At 62.8% G+C, this 20,552-nt stretch carries 23 protein-coding genes; 14 read left to right on the plus strand and 9 right to left on the minus strand.

Annotation, left to right across the window (positions count from 1 at the left end):
* From M653_RS0105220 to M653_RS0105270, 11 genes are all read left to right on the plus strand, one after another.
* Window positions 1-945, plus strand: a complete 945-nt coding sequence (locus tag M653_RS0105220) for a heme o synthase (protein WP_027142357.1) — start codon at window positions 1-3, stop codon at window positions 943-945.
* A gap of 2 nt (window positions 946-947) precedes the next feature.
* Window positions 948-1,109: a hypothetical protein gene (locus tag M653_RS0105225; protein WP_084636429.1), complete on the plus strand. Its 162-nt coding sequence runs from the start codon at window positions 948-950 to the stop codon at window positions 1,107-1,109.
* The gene (locus tag M653_RS0105230; RefSeq protein WP_027142359.1) at window positions 1,109-1,741 is read left to right on the plus strand and encodes a cytochrome c oxidase assembly protein; all 633 of its coding nucleotides are present in this window, start codon (window positions 1,109-1,111) and stop codon (window positions 1,739-1,741) included. The genes M653_RS0105225 and M653_RS0105230 overlap by 1 nt, the downstream gene beginning before the upstream one ends.
* 1 nt (window position 1,742) lies before the next feature.
* On the plus strand, window positions 1,743-2,624 hold the full coding sequence (locus M653_RS0105235; protein ID WP_027142360.1) for a cytochrome c oxidase subunit 3: 882 nt from the start codon (window positions 1,743-1,745) through the stop codon (window positions 2,622-2,624).
* An 82-nt stretch (window positions 2,625-2,706) separates the two neighbouring features.
* Entirely contained in the window at window positions 2,707-3,081 is a 375-nt protein-coding gene (locus M653_RS01000000132100; RefSeq protein ID WP_084636431.1) for a L,D-transpeptidase family protein, read from the plus strand.
* Window positions 3,082-3,099: 18 nt separating this feature from the next.
* Window positions 3,100-3,486, plus strand: coding sequence for a DUF983 domain-containing protein (locus M653_RS0105245; RefSeq protein ID WP_027142361.1), 387 nt, complete (start codon window positions 3,100-3,102; stop codon window positions 3,484-3,486).
* Window positions 3,483-4,238, plus strand: coding sequence for an SURF1 family protein (locus M653_RS0105250; protein ID WP_027142362.1), 756 nt, complete (start codon window positions 3,483-3,485; stop codon window positions 4,236-4,238). Before M653_RS0105245 ends, M653_RS0105250 begins: the two co-directional genes overlap by 4 nt.
* A 70-nt stretch (window positions 4,239-4,308) precedes the next feature.
* A complete protein-coding gene (gene ispH / locus M653_RS0105255; protein WP_027142363.1) occupies window positions 4,309-5,319 on the plus strand; it encodes a 4-hydroxy-3-methylbut-2-enyl diphosphate reductase in 1,011 nt (336 codons plus the stop codon).
* A 6-nt stretch (window positions 5,320-5,325) separates the two neighbouring features.
* On the plus strand, window positions 5,326-6,288 hold the full coding sequence (locus M653_RS0105260) for a homoserine kinase (RefSeq protein ID WP_027142364.1): 963 nt from the start codon (window positions 5,326-5,328) through the stop codon (window positions 6,286-6,288).
* Window positions 6,285-6,818, plus strand: a complete 534-nt coding sequence (gene rnhA / locus M653_RS0105265; protein WP_027142365.1) for a ribonuclease HI — start codon at window positions 6,285-6,287, stop codon at window positions 6,816-6,818. Before M653_RS0105260 ends, rnhA begins: the two co-directional genes overlap by 4 nt.
* A 41-nt stretch (window positions 6,819-6,859) precedes the next feature.
* Window positions 6,860-7,444, plus strand: coding sequence for a histidine phosphatase family protein (locus M653_RS0105270; RefSeq protein ID WP_027142366.1), 585 nt, complete (start codon window positions 6,860-6,862; stop codon window positions 7,442-7,444).
* Between the two features lie 2 nt (window positions 7,445-7,446).
* On the opposite strand, the gene M653_RS0105275 is transcribed toward M653_RS0105270, so the two are convergent.
* The 3 genes from M653_RS0105275 to M653_RS0105285 all read right to left on the minus strand — a co-directional run bounded on the left by M653_RS0105275 (window position 7,447) and on the right by M653_RS0105285 (window position 9,491).
* On the minus strand, window positions 7,447-7,923 hold the full coding sequence (locus M653_RS0105275) for a DUF2938 domain-containing protein (RefSeq protein WP_027142367.1): 477 nt from the start codon (window positions 7,921-7,923) through the stop codon (window positions 7,447-7,449).
* Window positions 7,924-8,014: 91 nt separating this feature from the next.
* Window positions 8,015-8,497 (minus strand): peroxiredoxin, encoded by a 483-nt coding sequence (locus M653_RS0105280; RefSeq protein ID WP_027142368.1) that lies wholly within the window; start codon window positions 8,495-8,497, stop codon window positions 8,015-8,017.
* A gap of 187 nt (window positions 8,498-8,684) precedes the next feature.
* Window positions 8,685-9,491 carry a protein-disulfide reductase DsbD domain-containing protein gene (locus tag M653_RS0105285; RefSeq protein ID WP_027142369.1) on the minus strand — a complete coding sequence of 269 codons (807 nt, stop codon included), beginning with the start codon at window positions 9,489-9,491 and terminating at the stop codon, window positions 8,685-8,687.
* 173 nt (window positions 9,492-9,664) lie between these two features.
* Between M653_RS0105285 and M653_RS0105290 the strand changes: the two genes are divergently transcribed.
* Window positions 9,665-10,273, plus strand: coding sequence for a YqgE/AlgH family protein (locus M653_RS0105290; protein ID WP_027142370.1), 609 nt, complete (start codon window positions 9,665-9,667; stop codon window positions 10,271-10,273).
* 7 nt (window positions 10,274-10,280) lie between these two features.
* Here the strand turns inward: M653_RS0105290 and M653_RS0105295 are convergent, their stop codons facing one another.
* Genes M653_RS0105295 through thrC form a run of 4 tightly spaced genes read right to left on the minus strand, consistent with a single transcriptional unit; the run spans window position 10,281 to window position 16,482 of the window.
* A complete protein-coding gene (locus M653_RS0105295) occupies window positions 10,281-13,169 on the minus strand; it encodes an EAL domain-containing protein (protein ID WP_027142371.1) in 2,889 nt (962 codons plus the stop codon).
* Window positions 13,170-13,171: 2 nt separating this feature from the next.
* A complete protein-coding gene (locus tag M653_RS0105300; RefSeq protein WP_027142372.1) occupies window positions 13,172-13,768 on the minus strand; it encodes a GNAT family protein in 597 nt (198 codons plus the stop codon).
* 12 nt (window positions 13,769-13,780) lie between these two features.
* Complete coding sequence (locus M653_RS0105305) at window positions 13,781-15,073, minus strand: pitrilysin family protein (RefSeq protein ID WP_027142373.1); 1,293 nt, start codon at window positions 15,071-15,073, stop codon at window positions 13,781-13,783.
* A gap of 14 nt (window positions 15,074-15,087) precedes the next feature.
* Window positions 15,088-16,482, minus strand: coding sequence for a threonine synthase (gene thrC, locus M653_RS0105310; RefSeq protein WP_027142374.1), 1,395 nt, complete (start codon window positions 16,480-16,482; stop codon window positions 15,088-15,090).
* Window positions 16,483-16,612: 130 nt separating this feature from the next.
* On the opposite strand from thrC, the gene M653_RS0105315 reads away from it, so the two are divergent.
* Complete coding sequence (locus tag M653_RS0105315; RefSeq protein ID WP_027142375.1) at window positions 16,613-17,338, plus strand: hypothetical protein; 726 nt, start codon at window positions 16,613-16,615, stop codon at window positions 17,336-17,338.
* A 97-nt stretch (window positions 17,339-17,435) separates the two neighbouring features.
* On the opposite strand, the gene M653_RS0105320 is transcribed toward M653_RS0105315, so the two are convergent.
* On the minus strand, window positions 17,436-18,998 hold the full coding sequence (locus tag M653_RS0105320) for a winged helix-turn-helix domain-containing tetratricopeptide repeat protein (protein WP_027142376.1): 1,563 nt from the start codon (window positions 18,996-18,998) through the stop codon (window positions 17,436-17,438).
* Between the two features lie 110 nt (window positions 18,999-19,108).
* Here M653_RS0105320 and M653_RS0105325 point away from each other — a divergent pair, with 110 nt between their 5' ends.
* Window positions 19,109-19,570 (plus strand): cupin domain-containing protein, encoded by a 462-nt coding sequence (locus M653_RS0105325; protein WP_027142377.1) that lies wholly within the window; start codon window positions 19,109-19,111, stop codon window positions 19,568-19,570.
* A gap of 145 nt (window positions 19,571-19,715) precedes the next feature.
* Here M653_RS0105325 and M653_RS0105330 read toward each other — a convergent pair whose 3' ends face one another.
* On the minus strand, window positions 19,716-20,405 hold the full coding sequence (locus tag M653_RS0105330; protein WP_027142378.1) for an HAD family phosphatase: 690 nt from the start codon (window positions 20,403-20,405) through the stop codon (window positions 19,716-19,718).
* Between the last annotated feature and the right edge of the window lie 147 nt (window positions 20,406-20,552).

The raw sequence follows: 20,552 nt of genomic DNA on the forward strand, positions 1-20,552 counted from the left end.
ATGGCCCTAGTCGACAAAACCAGCATTGACGAAGCGGGCTTCCGCATGTCGGAAGCGACGGCGGGCGATTTCTTCGCCCTCCTGAAGCCGCGCGTCATGTCGCTGGTGGTGTTCACCGCCTTTGTCGGGCTGGTCGCGGCACCGGTGACCATCAACCCGCTGCTGGCGGTGATAGCTATCCTGGCTATTGCGATTGGGGCCGGCGCCTCGGGTGCTCTCAACATGTGGTACGACGCCGACATCGACGCGGTGATGACCAGGACCGCCAGCCGCCCAATCCCGTCCGGTCGTATCCAGCCGCACGAGGCGCTCAGCTTCGGCCTGGTCCTTTCGGTCCTGTCGGTGATGACGCTCGGCGTGCTGGTCAACTGGCTGGCCGCGACGCTGCTGGCCTTCACCATCTTCTTCTATGCCGTCGTATACACGATGTGGCTGAAACGCTCGACGCCGCAGAACATTGTCATCGGCGGTGCCGCGGGCGCCATCCCGCCGGTTATCGGCTGGGCCGCGGCGACCGGATCGGTCAGCCTCGAAAGCATCATCCTGTTCCTGATCATTTTCCTGTGGACGCCGCCGCATTTCTGGGCGCTCGCGCTGTTCAAGTCCGAGGACTATGGCCGCGCCGGCATCCCGATGATGCCGAACGTTGCCGGCCATGCGCCGACCCGCCGTCAGATTTTCGCCTACGCACTGGTGCTGGCCCCGGTCGGCGTGCTGCCCTGGCTGCTCGGCTACACGACGCCATTCTATGGCGTGGCCGCTCTGCTGCTGGGCGTTGGTTTCGTCTGGTATGCCTGGAAAGTGCTTGGCATGGCCGACGACGACCGCGCCATGAAGCCGGCCAAGGCCCTGTTTGCCTATTCGCTGCTCTATCTCTTCGCCATCTTCGCCGCCTATCTGGCCGACTGTGTCGTCGAACGCGCGCTTGCCATGGGTGGGGCATGACTATGGTCGAGAAAGAACTCGAGATGGTCACCTTGACCGATCGCCAGAAGAAGGCCCAGCGCAGCCGTTCCATTGCGATAGGCGTAGCGCTGGCTCTGCTGGTCGTGATCTTCTACATCGCCACGATCGTGAAGTTCGGCCACAACTTGTCGGGCAAGATGTGATGAGCGTCGAGATGCCCAAAAAGACGGTAGGAAAGACCGGCAACCGCGTCGTCGCAGCCGTCTGCCTCGCCTTCTTCACCGGCATGATCGGCATGGCCTATGCCGCCGTGCCGCTCTACAAGATGTTCTGCCAGGCGACCGGTTACGGTGGTACCACGCAGCGTGTCGAGAGGCAGTATGCCGGCCGCGTGCTTGACCGCGAGGTCACCGTCCGCTTCGACGCCAACATTGCCGGCGTGCCTTGGGAGTTCCAGCCGGTCCAGCGCTCGATGACTATGAAGATCGGGCAGACCGTGCAGGCGCATTATCAGGCGACCAACAAATTCAATCGCCCCGTCACAGGCCGCGCTACCTTCAACGTGCAGCCGGAACTGGCCGGTCCGTACTTCAACAAGGTCGAATGCTTCTGCTTTACCGACACGACGCTGAAGCCCGGCGAGACGCTGGACATGCCGGTCCTGTTCTATGTGGACCCCGACATCGTGAATGTGCCGGAACTGAAGGACATCAAGACGATCACCCTGTCCTATACGATGTTCCCGGTCGAGAAGAACAAGCCGGTCGCCTCCTCGGAGCCGGCCAAGGGCAAAAGCAAGACAGTTTCAGATACCGAAGGAAATCTCGGGGGTTGATATGGCAGACGCGCACGCAAAACCACACCATGACTACCATCTCGTCGACCCTAGCCCGTGGCCTTTCGTGGGATCGGTCGGGGCGCTTGTCACCGCTTTTGGCGGTGTCTGCCTCATGGAATACCTGAAGGGCGGCTCCTTCCCGATCTTCGGCTTCAACATCGCCAATCCGTGGCTGTTCTTCATCGGCATCGTGATCGTCCTGTACACCATGTTCGCCTGGTGGTCTGACACGATCAAGGAAGCGCATGAGGGCCACCACACGCGCGTCGTGTCGCTCCACCTGCGCTACGGCATGATCATGTTCATCGCCTCGGAGGTGATGTTCTTCGTCGCCTGGTTCTGGGCCTATTTCGATGCCAGCCTTTTTGCCGGGGAGGTGCAGAACTACGCGCGCCATACGTTTACCGGTGGTGTCTGGCCGCCTAAGGGCATGGAGGTTCTCGATCCCTTCCATCTGCCGCTTTACAACACCGTCATCCTGCTGCTGTCGGGCACCACGGTCACCTGGGCGCATCACTCGCTCCTCCATGGCGACCGCAAGGGGCTGGTCAACGGCCTGGTGCTGACCGTCGGCCTCGGCATGCTGTTCACCATGGTGCAGGCGTACGAGTACATGCACGCGCCGTTCGGCTTCAAGGATTCCATCTATGGCGCCACCTTTTTCATGGCGACCGGCTTCCATGGCTTCCATGTCATCATCGGCACCATCTTCCTGCTGGTCTGCCTGATCCGCGCGATGAAGGGCGACTTCACCCCCAAGCAGCATTTCGGCTTCGAGGCGGCCGCCTGGTACTGGCACTTCGTCGACGTGGTCTGGCTGTTCCTGTTTGCCTCGATCTACGTCTGGGGATCGGTCGGCGCGGTGATCGAAGGTCACTGATCCCGCCTTTGGGATTCGATTAGGGAAGGCGGCCGCGGCGACGTGGCCGCCTTCTTCTTTTCGGCGCAATGATCGTCGATCGATGGAAGATGCGGCTGATCTCGGTAATTTTCGCGTTTCGCTTGGTGGGGATCCCTTCGGCCACAAGCACCAGGAGGGCGATCAGCGCACGCCCGAGGGGCGTTATATCCTCGACTGGCGCAATCCCAACAGCATCGCGCACAAGTCGATCCATGCCTCTTATCCCGATGCCAAGGATCTGGCGGCCGCGAAGGCACGCAATGTCGATCCCGGCGGCATGATCATGATCCACGGCCAGCCGAACGGCTTCGGCTGGTGGGGCTGGCTGCTTCAATTGGTCGACTGGACCGATGGCTGCATTGGGGTTACGGACTCCGACATGGACGAAATCTGGGCAATGGTGGCCGATGGGACACCGATCGATATCGGGCAATGACCATGAATGAAGACAACCATGAGTGAAGATAGGGCGATCTGGCCTCCGATCGATCCGATCTCGGCCGGCCTGCACGGCCGTTGCCCGCGTTGCGGCGAGGGGCGGCTGTTTTCCGGCTTTCTCACCGTCGGCAAGCGCTGCGTCAATTGCGGCCTCGACTATTCCTACGCCGATGCCGGCGACGGGCCGGCGGTCTTCGTCATCCTGATCATCGGCTTCATCATCGTCGGCCTGGCGCTCTGGGTCGAGGTGACGCTGAGTCCGCCGCTCTGGCTGCATCTGCTGATATGGATACCGCTGGCCCTGGTGCTGTGCCTGACGGCGCTCCGGTTGATCAAGGGCGTGCTGCTCACCCTTCAATACCGCAACAAAGCGGCCGAGGGCCGGCTGGACCGCGGCGAATGAGCGAGGCTTCCGTCAAGTCCGGCGGCCGTTCGCGGCCGAGTTCGGCACTGTTGTTCGCCCTTGGCCTTGTGCTGTTCTTGGTCCTGCTGGCGCTCGGCACATGGCAGGTCCAGCGCCTGCACTGGAAGGAAGGCCTGCTGCAGACGATCGACCAGCGCACGCATTCGGCGCCGCTGCCGCTGGCCGAGGTCGAGAAGGAATTCGCCTCGACCGGCGACGTCGACTACACGTCGGTCACTGTCACCGGCACTTTCCTGCATTCCGGCGAACGACATTTCTACGCGACCTGGGAAGGGGATGCCGGCTTCAACGTCTACACGCCGCTGGCCCTCGACGATGGCCGTTTCGTCCTGATCAACCGTGGCTTTGTGCCCTACGACCTGAAGGACGCCGCCAAGCGCGCCAAGGGACAGGTGGCGGGCAAGGTCACGGTCACCGGGCTCGCCCGCAATCCGCTGCCGGCAAAACCCTCCATGATGCTTCCCGACAATGACGTGGCCAAGAACATCTTCTACTGGAAGGACCGCGACGTCATGGCCGCGAGCGCCGGCCTGCCGGCCGGCTTCACGCTGGTGCCGATCTTCATCGATGCCGACAAGACGCCAAATCCAGGCGGCCTGCCGGTCGGGGGCGTCACCATCATCGATCTGCCGAACAGCCATCTGCAATATGCTGTCACCTGGTACGGGCTTGCCGCGGCGCTTGCCGCCGTACTCATCCTACGGCTTCGCCGGCCGGCGAAAGAGGACTGAATACGAGCGATACCCTTGACAGGGCAGGGGTGGGCACCTCATTTCGGCGCTGACGAACCGGCAGGATTTAATGCTTCACACAATCGCCAAGCCTCCTCTGACGATCCGGCTCTGCCAGCCGCGCGGTTTTTGCGCGGGCGTCGACCGTGCCATCCAGATTGTCGTGCTGGCACTGAAGAAATATGGCGCGCCGGTCTATGTCCGCCACGAGATCGTGCACAACCGCTATGTCGTCGAGGGGCTGCAAAGCCTCGGCGCCGTCTTCATCGAGGAACTTTCCGAAATTCCGGCCGAACACCGGCAGTCGCCGGTCGTCTTTTCGGCGCACGGCGTGCCCAAGTCAGTGCCGGCGGACGCGCAGGCGCGCAACCTGTTCTATCTCGACGCAACCTGTCCACTGGTCTCCAAGGTCCACAAACAGGCGATGCGCCACCAGCGGCTTGGCCGTCACGTTCTGCTGATCGGCCATGCCGGGCACCCCGAGGTGATCGGCACCATGGGGCAGTTGCCGGAAGGCGCGGTAACGCTGATCGAGACCGAAGCCGATGCCGCCCGGCTTGTGCCGGCCGATCCCAAGGCACTCGGTTTCGTCACCCAGACCACGCTCTCGGTCGAGGATACCGCCGGCATCATCCGCGCGCTACAGGAGCGCTTTCCGGACTTGCAGGCGCCGGCGGCGGAATCGATCTGCTACGCCACCACCAACCGCCAGGAGGCGGTCAAGGACACCGCCCCGGGCGCTGACCTCTATCTGATCGTCGGCGCTCCCAATTCCTCGAATTCGCGCCGCCTCGTCGAAGTTGCGGAACGCGCCGGCGCCGCCATGTCGCTTCTCGTGCAGCGCGCCGCTGAAATTCCGTGGAATGAGATAGGCGGCATTTCGACGCTCGGCCTGTCGGCCGGGGCATCGGCCCCCGAGATCATCGTCGACGAGATCATCGACGCGTTCCGCCAGCGTTTCGATGTGACCATCGACCTAGCCGTCACGGCCACCGAAACAGAGGATTTTCCGGTCATGCGGGTATTGCGCGATGTCGAACTGACGCCGGCCGACATGGCCTTCGTCAACGGAGCCGCGTGAACGACCATGGCGGTCTATACAGACGTTGCGGAGGGCGAACTCGGCGCTTTCCTGAGGCACTACCCGGTCGGCGATCTCCTGTCCTACAAGGGCATCGCCGAGGGCACCGAGAATTCGAACTTCCTGCTGCACACCTCCAGCGGCTCCTACATCCTGACGCTCTATGAAAAGCGGGTCGAGAAGAAGGATCTGCCTTTCTTCCTCGGATTGATGGGCCACCTCGCAAACAAGGGGGTGTCCTGCCCGCTGCCGGTGACCGCGCATGACGGCAGCGTCATCGGCACGTTGGCCGGCCGGCCGGCGGTCATCATCACCTTCCTCGAAGGGCTTTCGCTGCGGCGACCGGCCGCGACGCATTGCGCCGAGGTTGGCAAGGCGCTCGCCGCGCTGCATCTGGCCGGCGCCGATTTTTCCATGAGGCGCCCGAACGCGCTCGCTCTCGATGGCTGGCGCAAGCTTTGGGATGCGTCTCGCGAGCGCGCCGACGAGGTCGAGCCAGGCCTTGCGGCCGAGGTCGATGCCGACTTCGCCGATTTCGGGCAGAACTGGCCCAAGGGCCTTCCCGAGGGCATCATCCATGCCGATCTTTTCCCGGACAATGTCTTTTTCCTGGGCGAGAAGCTATCGGGGCTGATCGATTTCTACTTCGCCTGTGACGATCTCTACGCCTACGATGTCGCCACCTGCCTCAATGCCTGGTGCTTCGAGAAGGATTTTTCCTTCAATCTCACCAAGGGCAAGGCATTGCTTGCCGGTTATCAGAGCGTGCGCCCCCTGAGCGCGGAGGAGAAGGCGGCGCTGCCGATGCTGGCGCGCGGCTCGGCGCTGCGCTTCATGCTGACCCGGCTTTACGATTGGCTGACCGTCCCCGATGGCGGGCTGGTAATGAAACGCGACCCGACCGAATACATCAGAAGGATGCGGTTCCATCGGGCGATCAGATCTCCTTCGGAATATGGATTGGCATGAGCAAGCAGGTTGAAATCTTTACCGATGGCGCCTGTTCAGGCAATCCCGGCCCCGGCGGCTGGGGCGCCATCCTGCGCTTCAACGGCACCACCAAGGAGCTTTTCGGCGGCGAGGCCGAGACCACCAACAACCGCATGGAATTGCTGGCGGCCATTTCAGCGCTGAACGCGTTGAAGGAGCCTTGCACGGTCGAGCTTCATACCGACAGCAAATACGTCATGGACGGCATTTCCAAATGGATCCATGGCTGGAAGAGGAATGGCTGGAAGACCGCAGACAAGAAGCCGGTCAAGAACGGCGAGCTCTGGCAGGCGCTGGACGAGGCCAACCGGCGCCACAAGGTCACCTGGAACTGGGTGAAGGGCCATGCCGGCCATACTGAGAACGAGCGTGCGGACGAACTGGCAAGGGAAGGCATGGCGCCGTTCAAGAAGGGACCTTTCAGGCCGGCGGTGTCGGCACCGAAGCCCGATATCCAGGCAAAGCAGCCGCTGGTCACGAAAGCACGGCGTTCGACCCAGAGCTATTGAGCTTCTGTTCGCGGCGGCTGACCGGCCGGAGAGTTTCTGTCATGCCAATCGCCTACTACATCACCCATCCTCAGGTTCAGATCGACGCCACCATTCCGGTACCGGATTGGGACCTGTCCGACATTGGCCGGGCCAAGGCGCACGCAATGCTGAACCAGCCGTGGATCGCATCGATCGGACATGTGGTGTCGTCGGGCGAACGCAAGGCCATCGAAACCGCCGAAGTGCTCGGGCGGCATCTAAATCTTGCCGTAGAGGTGAGGCCGCGGATGCATGAGAACGACCGGTCGGCGACGGGTTTCCTGCCGCCTCCGGAGTTCGAGGCGGTCGCCGATCAGTTCTTCGCCAATCCGCACGAAAGCATCCGTGGCTGGGAGCGGGCCATCGACGCGCAGCAGCGCATCGTGAGCGAGGTCGAGGCCGTACTCGATGCCGGCGGCGCCGGCAACATTGCTGTTGTGGGCCATGGAGGCGTGGGAACACTCCTGCTGCTGTCGCTGAGTGGCAGGCAGATCTGCCGCGAAGCGGATCAGCCGGCGGGCGGCGGCAATTATTTTGCTTACAATATCGGTGCGCGCCACGTTATCCATGGATGGCAGCCGATCGACAGGCTGGAACAGCCCTGATTTTAGCGGATCAGCAGCGCCGTAACCCAAAGCCCAAGCGCGAACACCGTGTGCGAGACCAGATTGAGGGCGCGGATCTGCATCGGGTTCGGCCGCTTTGAAGCCGCCCAGCCGGCGCCCATGCCTGGCGCCAGCAGGAACCACCCGGCGCCGACGGTGACGATGCCGAGGATGAAGGCCGGCGGGAAGGTCGGGGAGGCCAGCCAGCCTGCGCCCGCCAGCACCACCAGGATGATGCCGTAGACGATGCCGACGAAGTAATGGAAAGCCCAGCCCAGCGCCTTCTCATGGGCGTAGGGCGCCGCATCACCGATATCGTCATGAAACACCTTGTCGCCGAGGTGCCAGACCCAGCGCCCGACCGGCCGCCAGTTCGGCCGTGGCTGGCCAAACGCCTTGTGCAGGAAGAAGGCCCAGATATCCATCAGGACGGTAGCGCCGACGCCGATCGCGATAGCGCGCCAGAAGATATCAAACATCGCTGATCCCCCGAAAATCGGCAGTTCTGGAGCGCAGCCGCATGTCGGGCGAGGCCAGCCGTTGCGGCCTCGCCTGACCGGCCGTCGAAGCTCAGAGCTGGCCGAGAATATGAGCCGCGCCGGACTCATCGACACCGGGTTTGGTCTCGACATTGAGCGCGGTGACCTTGCCGTCGTCGATAATCATCGAGAACCGCTTCGAGCGCAGGCCCATGCCGCCACCGGAGTAATCCGCGTCAAGACCGACCGCCTTGGCGAAATCGCCATTGCCGTCGGCGAGGAACAGGATCTTGCCGTCGCCGCCGGTGAAGCGCGCCCAGGCGCCCATGACGTGGACGTCGTTGACTGAAACGACTGCGATGGTGTCGACGCCACGCGCCAGGATCGCGTCATGGTTCTCGAGATAGCCGGGCAGATGGTTATTGCTGCAGGTCGGCGTGAAGGCGCCGGGAACGCCGAACAGCACCACTTTCTTGCCCGGAAAAATCTCGGCCGACGTGATCGGCTTCGCGCCGTCGGCCGTCATGGTCTTGAAGGTCGCCTCGGGCAGCTTGTCGCCAACGGAGATGGTCATGAGTTCCTCGCTTGGGGAATGGGGAAGGACGCGTGCTTGCCTAGCGAACTCGGCGGCTTCCCGCAACCATCGCGGCAGTAGCTTCAGTATATGTCGCCCAAAAGTGCGCAGCGGTTTTGGGCTAACGACATGTACAAGGAGATGACCTTGGAGCGCATCGTACGGGTTCGTTTCAATACGACGCGCTTCAAGGGAAAGGCAGCAGCCCTTCGACCGCGCCCGCCGAACTCGTCAGCGTATAGTGGAGCCCGCCGTCCGTCGGCGTCGTCGAGGGGCGATCGAGGATCGGCACGGTGAAGATCAACTTGCCGTCCTTTTCCGCGCGGGAGGAGGTGCCGAACATATAATCGCGCTCGCCGGCGACGAAGAAATCCGCTGCCTGCGGATCGCCAGGGAAGCTCGCCTCGACAACCAGCGTCTCGTGATCGCCCGGCAGCACCTTGACGCCAAAATCGGGTTTTGCAGGTGACGGCAATGCCGTGAAACTCGCCTTTACCAATGCCGCGTCGTCGGCATTGTCGGGATCGGAAGCTGGGTCGACGCTCAGCCGTGTCTGCACCGGGATGCAGATGGTTTCACAAATGCCGAGAAAAATGTCGGCATCGATGACGGCCGGCTGGCCCGGAGTCGCCAGCGTGAACGTCACCGGCAGCGAAACCGGATAGTTGTAGCCGGCCCATTTGCCATAACCATCGTCGTGGCGCTGCGGTGCGGGAAACGACAGTGTCGCATCGGCAATATTGGTGCTGGCCGAAATGTCCAGCTGCGGCGGCACACCTGCGTCACCCGGGTCGCGCCAGTAAGTCTTCCAGCCGGGTTTGAGCGCGATATCGAGAACACCCTGGATGCGGCCGGCGTCGTCCGGCTTGCCGCTGGTCACCAGCCGCACCTTGCCGCCTTCGCTGTTGTACCAGGCGGATGAGGAGGCGGTGGCGGGGAGGGCGGCCGCCAATCCGATGGCAGTACCGAGCAACAGGATTTTCAAGCTTTGCATGGCGATGATTTGATCGTCCCTTCGTGGCCGCGCAATGATTTCATGGCCCTTGCTGATATCATATTTGCGTGACCTTCGCGGGCAAGCCAAGGCCGGCCCCGCAATGTGGGCTTTGGTCGAATCCGGTACTGCGCATCTTTTCGGCGCCCGGGAAACGCGTTACGCTCCCTGGCATGGATTTGTTGCGCCACAAGAAGACAGCCGCCGGACGCGGCTTTCTCGACGATCAATTCCTGATTGCCATGCCCGGCATGAAGGACGATCGTTTCACGCGCTCGGTCATCTACATCTGCGCCCACAGCGACGAAGGCGCGATGGGCCTGATCATCAACCAGACGCAGCAGATGCTGTTTCCGGACCTTTTGGTGCAGCTCGGCATCATGAACGAGCTGGAGGCGATCCGCCTTCCGGCGCAGGCGCGCGATTTCGTCGTGCGCAATGGCGGGCCTGTCGACCGCAGTCGGGGCTTCGTCCTGCATTCGGGCGACTACCGCGTGGACTCCTCGCTCACCGTTTCCGACGACATCTGCCTGACCGCGACCGTCGACATATTGCGGGCGATATCGTCAGGGCGAGGGCCGCGCCGCGCGCTGATGGCGCTCGGCTATTCGGGTTGGGGCGCCGGCCAACTGGAAACCGAGATCGCCGAAAATGGCTGGCTGACTTGCCCGGCGACGCCGGAATTGCTGTTCGACGCCGATATCGAGCGCAAATACGACCGGATTCTCGCCTCGATCGGCATCGATCTCGCCCATCTCAGCCTGGCTGCCGGCCACGCCTGAGATTCTCTCAGGCCTGGGTCAGCGGATACTGCTCCTTCAGCGTCTTCAGCACCTGGTCGCCCGGCATCGGCGCGCCGAACATGAAGCTCTGCACATATTCGCAGCCCATCTGACGCAACTCCAGCGCATCGCGCTCGTCTGATATGCCTTCGGCGACCACCGACAGGCCGAGCTCATGCGCCATGTTGACCATGGATTTGAGCAGCACCGCGCGTTTTGGCGTGCTGTCGTCGACGAAGCTCTTGTCGATCTTGATGGTGTCGAACGGGAACCGCGTCAGATAGGCGAGCGATGAATAGCCGGTGCCGAAATCGTCCAGCGACAGGCCGATGCCGAGCTGCTTCAGCTTGGTCAGTACGTGGGCCGTCTGCTCGGGATTGTCCATGACCAGGGATTCGGTGAGTTCGAGCCGGAAGCAGCGCGGCTTCAAATTGGCGCGCGCGATCACGGAACGCACATCGCTGACGAGGTCGCGGCGGATGAGCTGGCGGCTGGACAGGTTGACCGAGACCGACAGCGGCGCGTCGCCGATCTGCTTTTGCCATCCTGCGAGATCCTCGGCTGCTTGCTGCATGGCAAATAGCCCAAGCTGCACGATCAGCCCGCAGCTTTCGGCGACCGGGATGAAATCGGCCGGCGGGATCATGCCGCGGCGTGGATGGTCCCAGCGCAGCAACGCTTCGAAGCCGGCGACGCTGCCGTCTTCCAGGCGCACGATCGGCTGATAGGCCAGCGTGAATTCGCGCCGTTCGATGGCGCGACGCAGGTCGGATTCGAACTGCAGACGGTCGGTGCCGACTGTGCGGAAAGCCGGCCGGAACGGCTCGATCCTGTCGCCGCCGAAACGCTTGGCCTGATGCATGGCGAGCTCCGCATCCTTGACCATGTCCTCGGCCGAGGTCTGCGCCGAGGTCCAGGTGATCAAGCCGATCGAGGCGGTCAGCACGATCTCGCGCTTGGCAAAGGTGATCGGATTGTTGATCGCATGCTTGATCGCATCGGCCACGCCGGCGATGCGGGCGGGATCCTGCTCGGACAGCAGCATCAGCGCGAACTGGTCGCCGGCGAAGCGCGACAGTGAATCCTTCGGCTTCAACAGCCGGTGCAGGCGCCGCGCTAAGGTGAGCAGGATGGTGTCGCCGGCCGAGATGCCGAGCCCGTCATTGACCTGCTTGAAGCGGTCGATGTCGATCACGAAGACGGTCGGCCGCACCTTCTCTTCGGTGCGGGCGATCGAGATGATCGCCTCCAGCCGGTTCATGAACAATTCGCGGTTCGGCAGGCCGGTCAGATTGTCGTGCACGGCGTCGTGCAGCAGCCGCTCCTCGGATTTCTTCTGTTCGGTTACGTCGACCATGGTCCCGACGCAGCGGATCACCTCGCCGTCCGACCCGATGACCGGGCGCGCGCGCAAGGCAAACCAGTGATAGTGCCCGTCGGCGCCGCGCAGGCGGAAATTCTGCGCCACCTTGCCACGGCGATGCTCCAGAACGACGTCGAGCGTCGTGCGGAACGTGTCGCGGTCATCGGCATGCAGCACCGGCAGCCAGTTGCGCGCGGCACCGCCCAGGCTGTTGGGGGCAAGGCCGAGCTGGATGCTGACATCGGGTTTGGTCACCACGCGGTCGCGCAGCACGTCCCAGTCCCACACCGTATCGCCCGACCCGGCGACGGCCAGCGCCTGTCGCTCGAGATCGGAGAACAGCCCCTGATGCAGCGCACCGCCTGCAAAGGCGTGCTGCATGACGGTGAAGCCGATCAGCAGGATGATCAGGATCAGCCCGCCGCCGAGCGCCGGCTGGGCGATGTCGTTGTCGAGCATGCCGGTGATCGCCATCCACGACCCGCACAGCCATAACAGCACCATGACCCAACTGGGCACCAGCATGATCGCTCGGTCATAACCACGAATACCGAGGAAGATGATCAGGCCGAGCCCGGTCAGCGCCGTGGCGGCAAACGAGATGCGGGCGATGCCGGCGGCAACCGCCGGATCGACGATGGCGACGCCGGCGATCAGCAACAGGCCCAGAATCCAGACCAGGGCGCCATAGCTGAAATGGCCATGCCATCGGTTGAGGTTGAGATAGGCGAACAGGAAGACCACGAAGGTCGCCGCCAGCGCCACCTCCGTTCCGGCCCGCCACATTTGCTCGTTGCCGGGCGAAATCTCGATGACCTTGTTGAGGAAGCCGAAATCGACGCAGATATAGGCAAGCACCGCCCAGGCAAGGGCCGCCGTTGCCGGGAACATCGACGTCCCCTTGACGACGAACAATATGGTCAGGAACAGCGCCAGAAGGCCTGCTATGCCGATGACGATGCCACGAAACAGCGTGTAGGAATTGACCGAGTCCTTGTAGGATTCCGGATCCCAGAGGTAGACCTGCGGCAGCTTCGGCGAGGCAAGCTCGGCGATGAAGGTGATCACCGTGCCGGGGTTCAACGTCACCCGGAACACGTCGGCGTCGGGGCTGGTCTGGCGGTCGAGCGCGAAGCCTTCGCTGGGCGTGATGGCTGCGATGCGCGTCGAGCCCAGATCCGGCCAGAAGATGCCGGAATTGACCAGCCGGAAATGCGGCGCGACGATCAGCCTGTCGAGCTGCTGGTCGGTGGTGTTGGCGAGCGCGAAAACCGCCCAGTCGCCGGTCGAGCGGGCATCGTTGGCCTCGACCTCGATGCGCCGCACGATGCCGTCCGGCCCGGGCGCGGTCGACACCTGGAAGTTCTCACCCTGGTTGCGGTAGATCTCGACAGCGCGCGAAAGGTCGAGCGCGACATCGTCGCGCGCAATCTTGATGGGTTCGACGGCAAAGGCCGACGAAGCGGCGCACAGCGTCAGCATCGTCGCCAGCAGAAAGGCGATCAGCGGCCCGTTTCGCAGGAAATTCGTCAAAATCAGTCCTTCGTTCCAGCGCCCGGCGGATCGTCGGCGATCCGGGCGTAGAGGTAGTGGTCCTGCCAGAGGCCGTTGATCCTGAGATAGGATCGCAGAAGTCCTTCGCGCCGGAATCCGGCTTTTTCAAGCACGCGGATCGACCTGATATTGTCGGGAATACAGGCGGCTTCGATCCGGTGCAACCTCAGCGTATCGAAGGCGAAGCGGGCCACCACCTTGACCGCGTCGGTCATCAGGCCGCGGCCGCCGAAGCGCTCGCCGATCCAGTAGCCGACATGGCCACTTTGCGAGACGCCGTGGCGTATGTTGCCGAGCGTGATGCCGCCCGCGAGCTTGCCGCTCGACTTCTCGAAGATGAAGAAGGCGATCGCGGTTCCCTGCGCATAGTCCTCGCGATAGCGGCTGATGCGCAGGCGCCATGCCGTGCGATCGAGTTCGTCCGGGGTCCAGCGCGGCTCCCACGGCTCCAGGAACGCCCGGCTTTCGCCGCGCACCGTCGACCACTCGCGGTAGTCGTTGGTGAACGGCACGCGCAGCGTGACCAGGTTGCCCTTCAGTGCCGGCAGGTCACGGCGAAAGAAAGGGAGCGCGAACACGGCGCTGGGGACTTAGACGGCGAGCCTGCGGGCCGTGGCCTGCGTGCCCGGAAGCGAATCAAGGATCGCCTCGTATGGCGCCAGCGTACCCACGGGCCCGACAGCGGTAAGCGTCGGCTTGGTCGAGAACATCCGCGACGACAGATCGGTCAGGCGCTCGACCGTCAGCGCCGCCAGCCGCTCCATCAGCTCTTCCTTTGCGATCGGCCTGCCGAAAAGGAGCAGTTGCCGTGCGATCTGCGAGGCGCGGCTGGCCGGGCTTTCGGCGGACATGATCAGCCCGGCGCGATACTGCGCGCGTGCACGGTCGAGCTCTTCCTGCAAGATGCTGTCGCCGACCTTCTGCAACTCGTCGACGATGACGGGCACCAGTTTGGCGATGTCGCTTTGCCCCGTGGCGGCATGGACGCCGAATATGCCCGTGTCGGAAAAGCCCCAGTGAAAGGCATAGACCGAGTAGCAGAGACCGCGTTTCTCGCGAACTTCCTGGAACAGACGCGATGACATGCCGCCGCCGAGAATCATCGACAATACCTGCGATGCGTAGAAATCGCGCACATGGTAGGCGCGGCCCTCGAAGCCCAGCACGATCTGCGCGTCCATCAGGTCGCGATCCTCGCGGAAATCCCCGCCCACATATTGCGCGTATTGCGGAATGGTGCTGTCGGCTTTGCTGCGGAAACCGCCGAGCCGGTTTTCGACCTCGCGCACGAACTTGTCGTGCTTGATGTCGCCCGCGGCAACGATCACCATCCGCTCGGCGCCATACTGGCGTTCGATGAAATCGTGCAACTGCTTGGAAGTGAAAGATTTTACGGTTTCGGGCGTGCCCAGGATCGAGCGGCCGATGGTCTGGTGGCGGAAGGCCGTCTCGGTGAAACGGTCAAAGACGATGTCGTCTGGCGTGTCGTGCGCGGCGCCGATCTCCTGCAGGATGACATGCTGCTCGCGCTCGAGTTCCTGCGGGTCGAATTCGGACTCCTGCAGGATGTCGGACAGGATGTCGACGGCCAGCGGCACATCGTCGGAGAGCACCCTGGCGTAGTAGGATGTGGTCTCGACGCTGGTGGCGGCATTGATCTCGCCGCCGACGTCCTCGATTTCCGAGGCGATCTCGAAGGCGCTTCGCCGCTTCGTCCCCTTGAACGCCATGTGCTCGAGCAAATGGGCCATGCCATGCTCTTCCTCGCGTTCATTGCGGGCACCCGACTTGACCCAGGCACCCAAGGCAACCGATTCGATACTTGGAAGGGTTTCGGTGGCGACTGTCAGGCCGTTCGACAGACGGCTTACCTCAACACCCATATGGCTCGTACTCCTTAACGCGCCGCCCGCGCGCGGCGGCTGACGTAATCTTCCACCATTTTGAGGTCGGATGGAAGTACCGTGTATTTTTCCTCGAATGTCATCAATCCCCCTAGCCATGCGGGCAGGGCGGGCGAGACCCCGCTGGCGGCCTCGACGGCGGCCGGGAATTTCGCCGGATGGGCGGTGCCCAGCACCACCATCGGCACCGCGCCAGCCTTGTCCGCCGCCGCGTGCATGGCTGCCGCCGTATGCGGATCGAGCAGGTAGTTGCTGTTTGCCAGCGTCGAGCGAATGGTGGCGGCGACCTCGTCCATGTCAGCGCGGCCGGCATCGAATTCGGACCGCATCCCAGCGATTTCCGCGGCTTCGATGGTGAAGGCGCCCGATTGTTTGAGGCCTGCCATGTAGCGTCGAACGGTCGCCGCGTCGCGGTTCGACGCCTCGAACAGCAGGCGTTCGAAATTCGACGAAACCTGGATGTCCATCGACGGCGAGGTGGTCGCAAAGACCCCCTTGGTCCGGTATTCGCCGGTCGCGAAGGTGCGTGCCAATATGTCGTTGTCGTTGGTGGCGATGACCAGCCGTTCGATCGGCAGGCCCATCTTCTTGGCGGCGTAGCCGGCGAAGATATCGCCGAAATTGCCGGTCGGCACCGTGAACGACACCGGCCTGTCCGGCGCGCCGAGCGACAGCGCCGAGGAGAAATAATAGACGATCTGGGCCATGATTCGCGCCCAGTTGATCGAATTGACCCCCGACAGCGACACCCGGTCGCGGAAGCCGTGATCGTTGAACATATCCTTCAGCAGGCCCTGACAATCGTCGAAATTGCCCTCGATCGCCAGCGCATGGACATTTTCAGCCGTCGACGTTGTCATCTGCCGCTGCTGCACCGGCGAGACGCGGCCATGCGGAAAAAGGATGAAGATGTCGGTGCGGCTGCGCCCGGCAAAGGCATCGATGGCCGCGCCGCCGGTATCGCCCGACGTGGCGCCGACGATGGTCGCATGCTGGCCGCGTTCGGCAAGCACATGGTCCATCAACCGGGCAAGCAACTGCATCGCCACGTCCTTGAACGCCAGTGTCGGCCCATGAAAGAGTTCGAGGACAAAAGTGTTGGCGCCGGTCTGCACCAACGGGCAGACAGCCTCATGGCGGAAGGTGGCATACGCTTCGCGGACGAGGCGCTCGAAGACCGGCGCGGCGATCTCGCCGCCCAGAAATGGCGTCAACACGCGGATGGCGAGGTCGGGATAGGCAAGGCCGCGCATGGCGCGGATGTCGGCTGCCGAGAAGCGCGGCCATTCGCGCGGCACATAGAGCCCGCCATCGCGCGCCAGCCCAGCCAGGATGGCGTCGGAAAATCCAAGCGCGGGCGCTTCCCCGCGGGTACTCACATAATGCATGTCACAGATCCGTTTGCCGCCTGGTTTTTTCGTTCACCACAAGGTGGTTAATTTCTGCACCGGCTCTAGTCGCATTTTTGCCGCGCGGTTGATATACGTCACCAGCTTTGCGAGAGGGAAGTGCAGTTTCATGGCGTTTCGTATATCAAGTAGTCGCTTTTTGGCGGGTCTTGCGCTCACGGGCTTTATGCTTGCCGCCGCCGGCTGCCAATCAGGCGACAATGGCATCCTGAACCTCGGCTTCGGCAAGAAAGACCCGACGGCGCCTCCGCCGCCACAGGATCCCAAGGTGCTGGCCAGCCAGCTGAACGCCTATTGCCCGAGGGTGACGGTGCGCGATGGCACGGCGTTCTTCAATACCTATGTCAATGAGGTCCAGAAGCCCAAGCCGAAGCTCAAGAAGACCGGCGACGCGGCTGCGGATGCCGCGGCCCAGGCTGCGGCCGACGCCGCCGCTGCTACGCCGCCCGACGATTCGGCGAGGATCATTTATCAGGCGTCGATCAGCGACGTGACCCGCGATTGCAGCCGTGCCGACGGGCAACTGACGATGAAAATCGCGGTCGCCGGCAAGATCGTACCCGGACCGAAGTTCACGCCGGGCACCATCACCATGCCGATCCGCACGGCGGTCATGCATGGCACCGACGTACTTTATTCGCAGATCCACCAGTATCAGGTTCAGGTGACCGATCCCTCGGTCGCCACCCAGTTTGTCTTCACCGATTCCAATGTCGTCGTACCGGCGCCGACGGCGCCAGACTATCAGGCCTATGCCGGTTATGATGAAACCGCGCCCAAGGCAACGACCGACAAGCCGAAGCGCAAGAGGAAGAAAGCCACGGCAACGAACTGAACGAAGCCCAGGCGCTCGCGGCAAGTTTGCCGAGGCGCATCGTCACATGCAGGGGACAACGGCCGCGTCGCTGGCCAACCCCACGCAGTCCGTCGAGTTACTCGGGCAGTCCTGCGCGCCGTAGTGCGCTTCCGAGAGCCTCCGCGAGTGCCGGCGCGCAGTTCACGCCTGCGAACTGGCGGCTGTAGCGAAAGCCAGGCTGAAGCTCGAGCACGCGAGTGGCGGCCACCTTCGCTTCATCCAACCGGTCCAGGTTGGCCAGCGCGGCGGCCAGTTGCACATAAGTGATACTGTGCGCCGGGTTGGCTTGAACGGACTTGTAGGCCGCACGGCAAGCTTCTTCGTAACGACCGCGCAGCAAATGGCTCATTGCTTGAGCGTCAAATGCCGCCCAAGTCCACGAATCGAACGGACTAAGCCGCATACCCTGCTCGCTCCATTCTATCGCGCGCTCAGCTTCGCCGCTCCATCCGAGGATGACGCTGCCAAGAATGTAGGTCAGCGCCGATGACGGGCTGATGGCGAGGGCGGCTTCCAATGCGGCGAATGCAGCGGCGCGATCGTGCGCATCCATTCCGATGGAAAAGCCGGCCCAGGTCAGCGCGAGCGCATCGTCCTGACCATGGACAATGGCAGACCGGGCGTGCCGGATCGAAGACGCACGGTGGATCTCCTGCAGCCCGGCGCGAAGAAACAGGCAATGGTGGCACATCGAGGCATTGCCATGTGCCAGCGCATAAGTCGGTTCGAGCGCGATAGCGCGGTCAAGAAGCAGCAGCGCTCTGGTCACCTGCCTCGGCATGCCTGAATCGACGTCGGGCTGGGCTTGCAGCACGAGATCGTAGGCATCGAGACTGTCAGGCCGCTTCCGCCTGACACGTTCGATTTCGGCTTTCCGCACGCTGGGCGCAATTGCGCCCACCGCCGACAGCGCGATCTCGTCTTGAAGCGCAAAGACGTCTTCGGAGCTGCGGTCGTAGCGCTCGGCCCATACATGCGCGCCGGTCGATGCATCGATCATCTGTCCGGCAACGCGCACATTACCGCCGGCCTTGCGCACACTGCCTTCGAGGACATAGCGAACGCCAAGCTCGCGACCGACCTGCTTCACGTCCACGACGCGACCCTTGTAGGTGAAGGTCGAATTTCGGGCGATGACGAACAACCACTTGATGCGTGCCAGGCCTGTGATGATGTCGTCCACCATTCCATCGGCAAAGTATTCCTGCTGCGGATCGCCGGTCAAGTTGGAGAACGGCAGGACCGCGATGGAAGGCTTTTCAGGCAAAGTCGGTGCCGACGCGGCACGGACGGCGGCCGAGGTATCAGGAACATTCATGGTGACAGCCGGGCCGACATAGCGATAGCCGCGGCGCGGCAATGTTTCGATCCAGCTCTCGACATTCGCTGTGTCGGCCAGGACGCGACGCAAGGCTGCGATCTGAACCGTCAAATTGTTATCGGCAACCGCCAATCCGCCCCAGCCGGCCTCGATCAGCGCGTCCTTGGATACGGGAACGCCCGCATTCTGGATCAGCAGGCGCAGCAGCGCGACGGCGCGTTGCCCAAGTATGGTCGGCTCACCCCAGCAAAAAAGAATGCCCACCTCCGGATCGAGGCGGAACGGGCCGAACTGGTAGAGGTCGCCCCTTACGGTCATCAGAGTCTTTTAGCAAATTTTTGGGAACGGATTCATGACTTTCCGTCGCGACCAGCCGATGTTGGCTAAATGCTTGGAAAAAAGCATGCGCCCAGCCAAAGGAGGGTCATATGAGCGCCAATGCCTTCATCCGCAGGCCCGATGAGAAGAAGGGCGTCATGCTGCGTGGTCATCCCATGGCTTTCCTCGTAACCGGCGAGAATACCAGGCACACCAGCATGTTCGATTGGACGATCCCGCCGCAGTTCGCCACCGGGCGGCATGTGCACCGGGTGCAGGAGGAGACCTTCTACCTGCTCGACGGCGAGTGTGAATGGCATTTCGGCGACGAGACGATCCGCGCGACGCCTGGAACCTTTCTGTTCATCCCGCCGGGGGTGCCGCACAACATCACCAATGTCAGCGAGAAACCGGCTCGCGTGCTGATGACCGTTTCTCCGCCTGGCCATGAGCATTATTTCGAAGAGCTCGCCAGCCTTGCGGCGCAGGGTGCGCCGGATCCAAAAGCGCTCGCCGATCTGCGAAATCGCTATGACACTGACCAACTCTCGACTCTGACGACGCGCGCGTAGGCTCGTCACCAAACTTCGATGGCCACTCCGGGTTTTTCTGAGTTCGGACCTTTCTACCGCGAGCCGCGGGACACGCTTCGGGAACGACACCGGCTAAGCGGATGCGCTGGAAAATCTTCGCGAGCAGAGTTTCCGGCGAGCCGCCCTAAGCGTCTTCCGACCATTCCGACAGCGCCGCGATCACGCTTTTCAACTCCGCCCAGCGGCGGATCACCGTTTCGGCACCGGCCTCCGTCAGGGCATCGGCATGGCCGGGATAGCTGTGGCTGGCGCCCGTAAAACCGATCACGCGCATGCCGGCGGCCTTGGCGCCGGTGACGCCGTGCACGGAATCCTCGATGACGAAGGTGTTCGCCGGGTTGGCGGCGAGCTTTTCGGCGGCATGCAGGAACACGTCCGGAGCCGGCTTGGTCTTTCCGGTCGGCGTCTCCATCGCCGAGAAGATGCGCCCGGCGAAGAATGGCAGCAGATGCACCTTCTCCAGCATGAACTCGATCCGCTCCGAACGTGAATTGGAGCAGATGCAGCGCTGCGCCGTGACCGAGGCGACCGCTTCGCGCACACCCTCGATGGCACGCACGTCGCTGCGCAGTTTGCGGTCGACCAGTTCCTCGGCGCGATCGATCAGCGACACCTGAAACGGGATTTTGGACTTCTCCTCGATCCGGATCAGGATGTCCTTGAAGGTCAGGCCGGCATAGGTTTCGGCAATCTCCTCCGCCGAGATTTCATATCCGGCCAGGGTGATCAATTCGGCCTCGACCCGCGCGGCGATGATTTCGGAATCGACGAGCACGCCGTCGCAATCGAAGATGACAAGATCTGGCTGGGGCATGGTGATCCGGACGATGGAGGATGGAGGGGATGGCCACTCAGGGCCCAAGCGGCGCGGCATACACCAACGGCCGGACCTTCGCAAATCTGGTGGCCATCCGCGCGCCTTCACCGAATATTTACGCTGATCGGTAACCATAACGGGGAG

Source organism: Mesorhizobium sp. WSM3626 (genome assembly GCF_000513935.1).
GTDB classification, from domain to species: domain Bacteria; phylum Pseudomonadota; class Alphaproteobacteria; order Rhizobiales; family Rhizobiaceae; genus Mesorhizobium; species Mesorhizobium salmacidum.

Excerpts from the sequence above, each read along its gene's own strand:
- M653_RS0105250 (WP_027142362.1), top strand. The coding sequence starts at position 3,483 with ATGAGCGAGGCTTCCGTCAAGTCCGGCGGCCGTTCGCGGCCGAGTTCG.
- M653_RS0105280 (WP_027142368.1), bottom strand. The coding sequence starts at position 8,497 with ATGACCATCTCCGTTGGCGACAAGCTGCCCGAGGCGACCTTCAAGACC.
- M653_RS0105245 (WP_027142361.1), top strand. The coding sequence starts at position 3,100 with ATGAGTGAAGATAGGGCGATCTGGCCTCCGATCGATCCGATCTCGGCC.
- M653_RS0105270 (WP_027142366.1), top strand. The coding sequence starts at position 6,860 with ATGCCAATCGCCTACTACATCACCCATCCTCAGGTTCAGATCGACGCC.
- ispH (WP_027142363.1), top strand. The coding sequence starts at position 4,309 with ATGCTTCACACAATCGCCAAGCCTCCTCTGACGATCCGGCTCTGCCAG.
- M653_RS0105230 (WP_027142359.1), top strand. The coding sequence starts at position 1,109 with ATGAGCGTCGAGATGCCCAAAAAGACGGTAGGAAAGACCGGCAACCGC.
- M653_RS0105260 (WP_027142364.1), top strand. The coding sequence starts at position 5,326 with ATGGCGGTCTATACAGACGTTGCGGAGGGCGAACTCGGCGCTTTCCTG.
- M653_RS0105290 (WP_027142370.1), top strand. The coding sequence starts at position 9,665 with ATGGATTTGTTGCGCCACAAGAAGACAGCCGCCGGACGCGGCTTTCTC.
- M653_RS0105305 (WP_027142373.1), bottom strand. The coding sequence starts at position 15,073 with ATGGGTGTTGAGGTAAGCCGTCTGTCGAACGGCCTGACAGTCGCCACC.
- M653_RS0105275 (WP_027142367.1), bottom strand. The coding sequence starts at position 7,923 with ATGTTTGATATCTTCTGGCGCGCTATCGCGATCGGCGTCGGCGCTACC.
- M653_RS0105330 (WP_027142378.1), bottom strand. The coding sequence starts at position 20,405 with ATGCCCCAGCCAGATCTTGTCATCTTCGATTGCGACGGCGTGCTCGTC.
- M653_RS0105285 (WP_027142369.1), bottom strand. The coding sequence starts at position 9,491 with ATGCAAAGCTTGAAAATCCTGTTGCTCGGTACTGCCATCGGATTGGCG.
- thrC (WP_027142374.1), bottom strand. The coding sequence starts at position 16,482 with ATGCATTATGTGAGTACCCGCGGGGAAGCGCCCGCGCTTGGATTTTCC.
- M653_RS0105220 (WP_027142357.1), top strand. The coding sequence starts at position 1 with ATGGCCCTAGTCGACAAAACCAGCATTGACGAAGCGGGCTTCCGCATG.
- M653_RS0105320 (WP_027142376.1), bottom strand. The coding sequence starts at position 18,998 with ATGACCGTAAGGGGCGACCTCTACCAGTTCGGCCCGTTCCGCCTCGAT.
- M653_RS0105235 (WP_027142360.1), top strand. The coding sequence starts at position 1,743 with ATGGCAGACGCGCACGCAAAACCACACCATGACTACCATCTCGTCGAC.
- M653_RS01000000132100 (WP_084636431.1), top strand. The coding sequence starts at position 2,707 with ATGGAAGATGCGGCTGATCTCGGTAATTTTCGCGTTTCGCTTGGTGGG.
- M653_RS0105225 (WP_084636429.1), top strand. The coding sequence starts at position 948 with ATGGTCGAGAAAGAACTCGAGATGGTCACCTTGACCGATCGCCAGAAG.
- M653_RS0105325 (WP_027142377.1), top strand. The coding sequence starts at position 19,109 with ATGAGCGCCAATGCCTTCATCCGCAGGCCCGATGAGAAGAAGGGCGTC.
- M653_RS0105315 (WP_027142375.1), top strand. The coding sequence starts at position 16,613 with ATGGCGTTTCGTATATCAAGTAGTCGCTTTTTGGCGGGTCTTGCGCTC.
- rnhA (WP_027142365.1), top strand. The coding sequence starts at position 6,285 with ATGAGCAAGCAGGTTGAAATCTTTACCGATGGCGCCTGTTCAGGCAAT.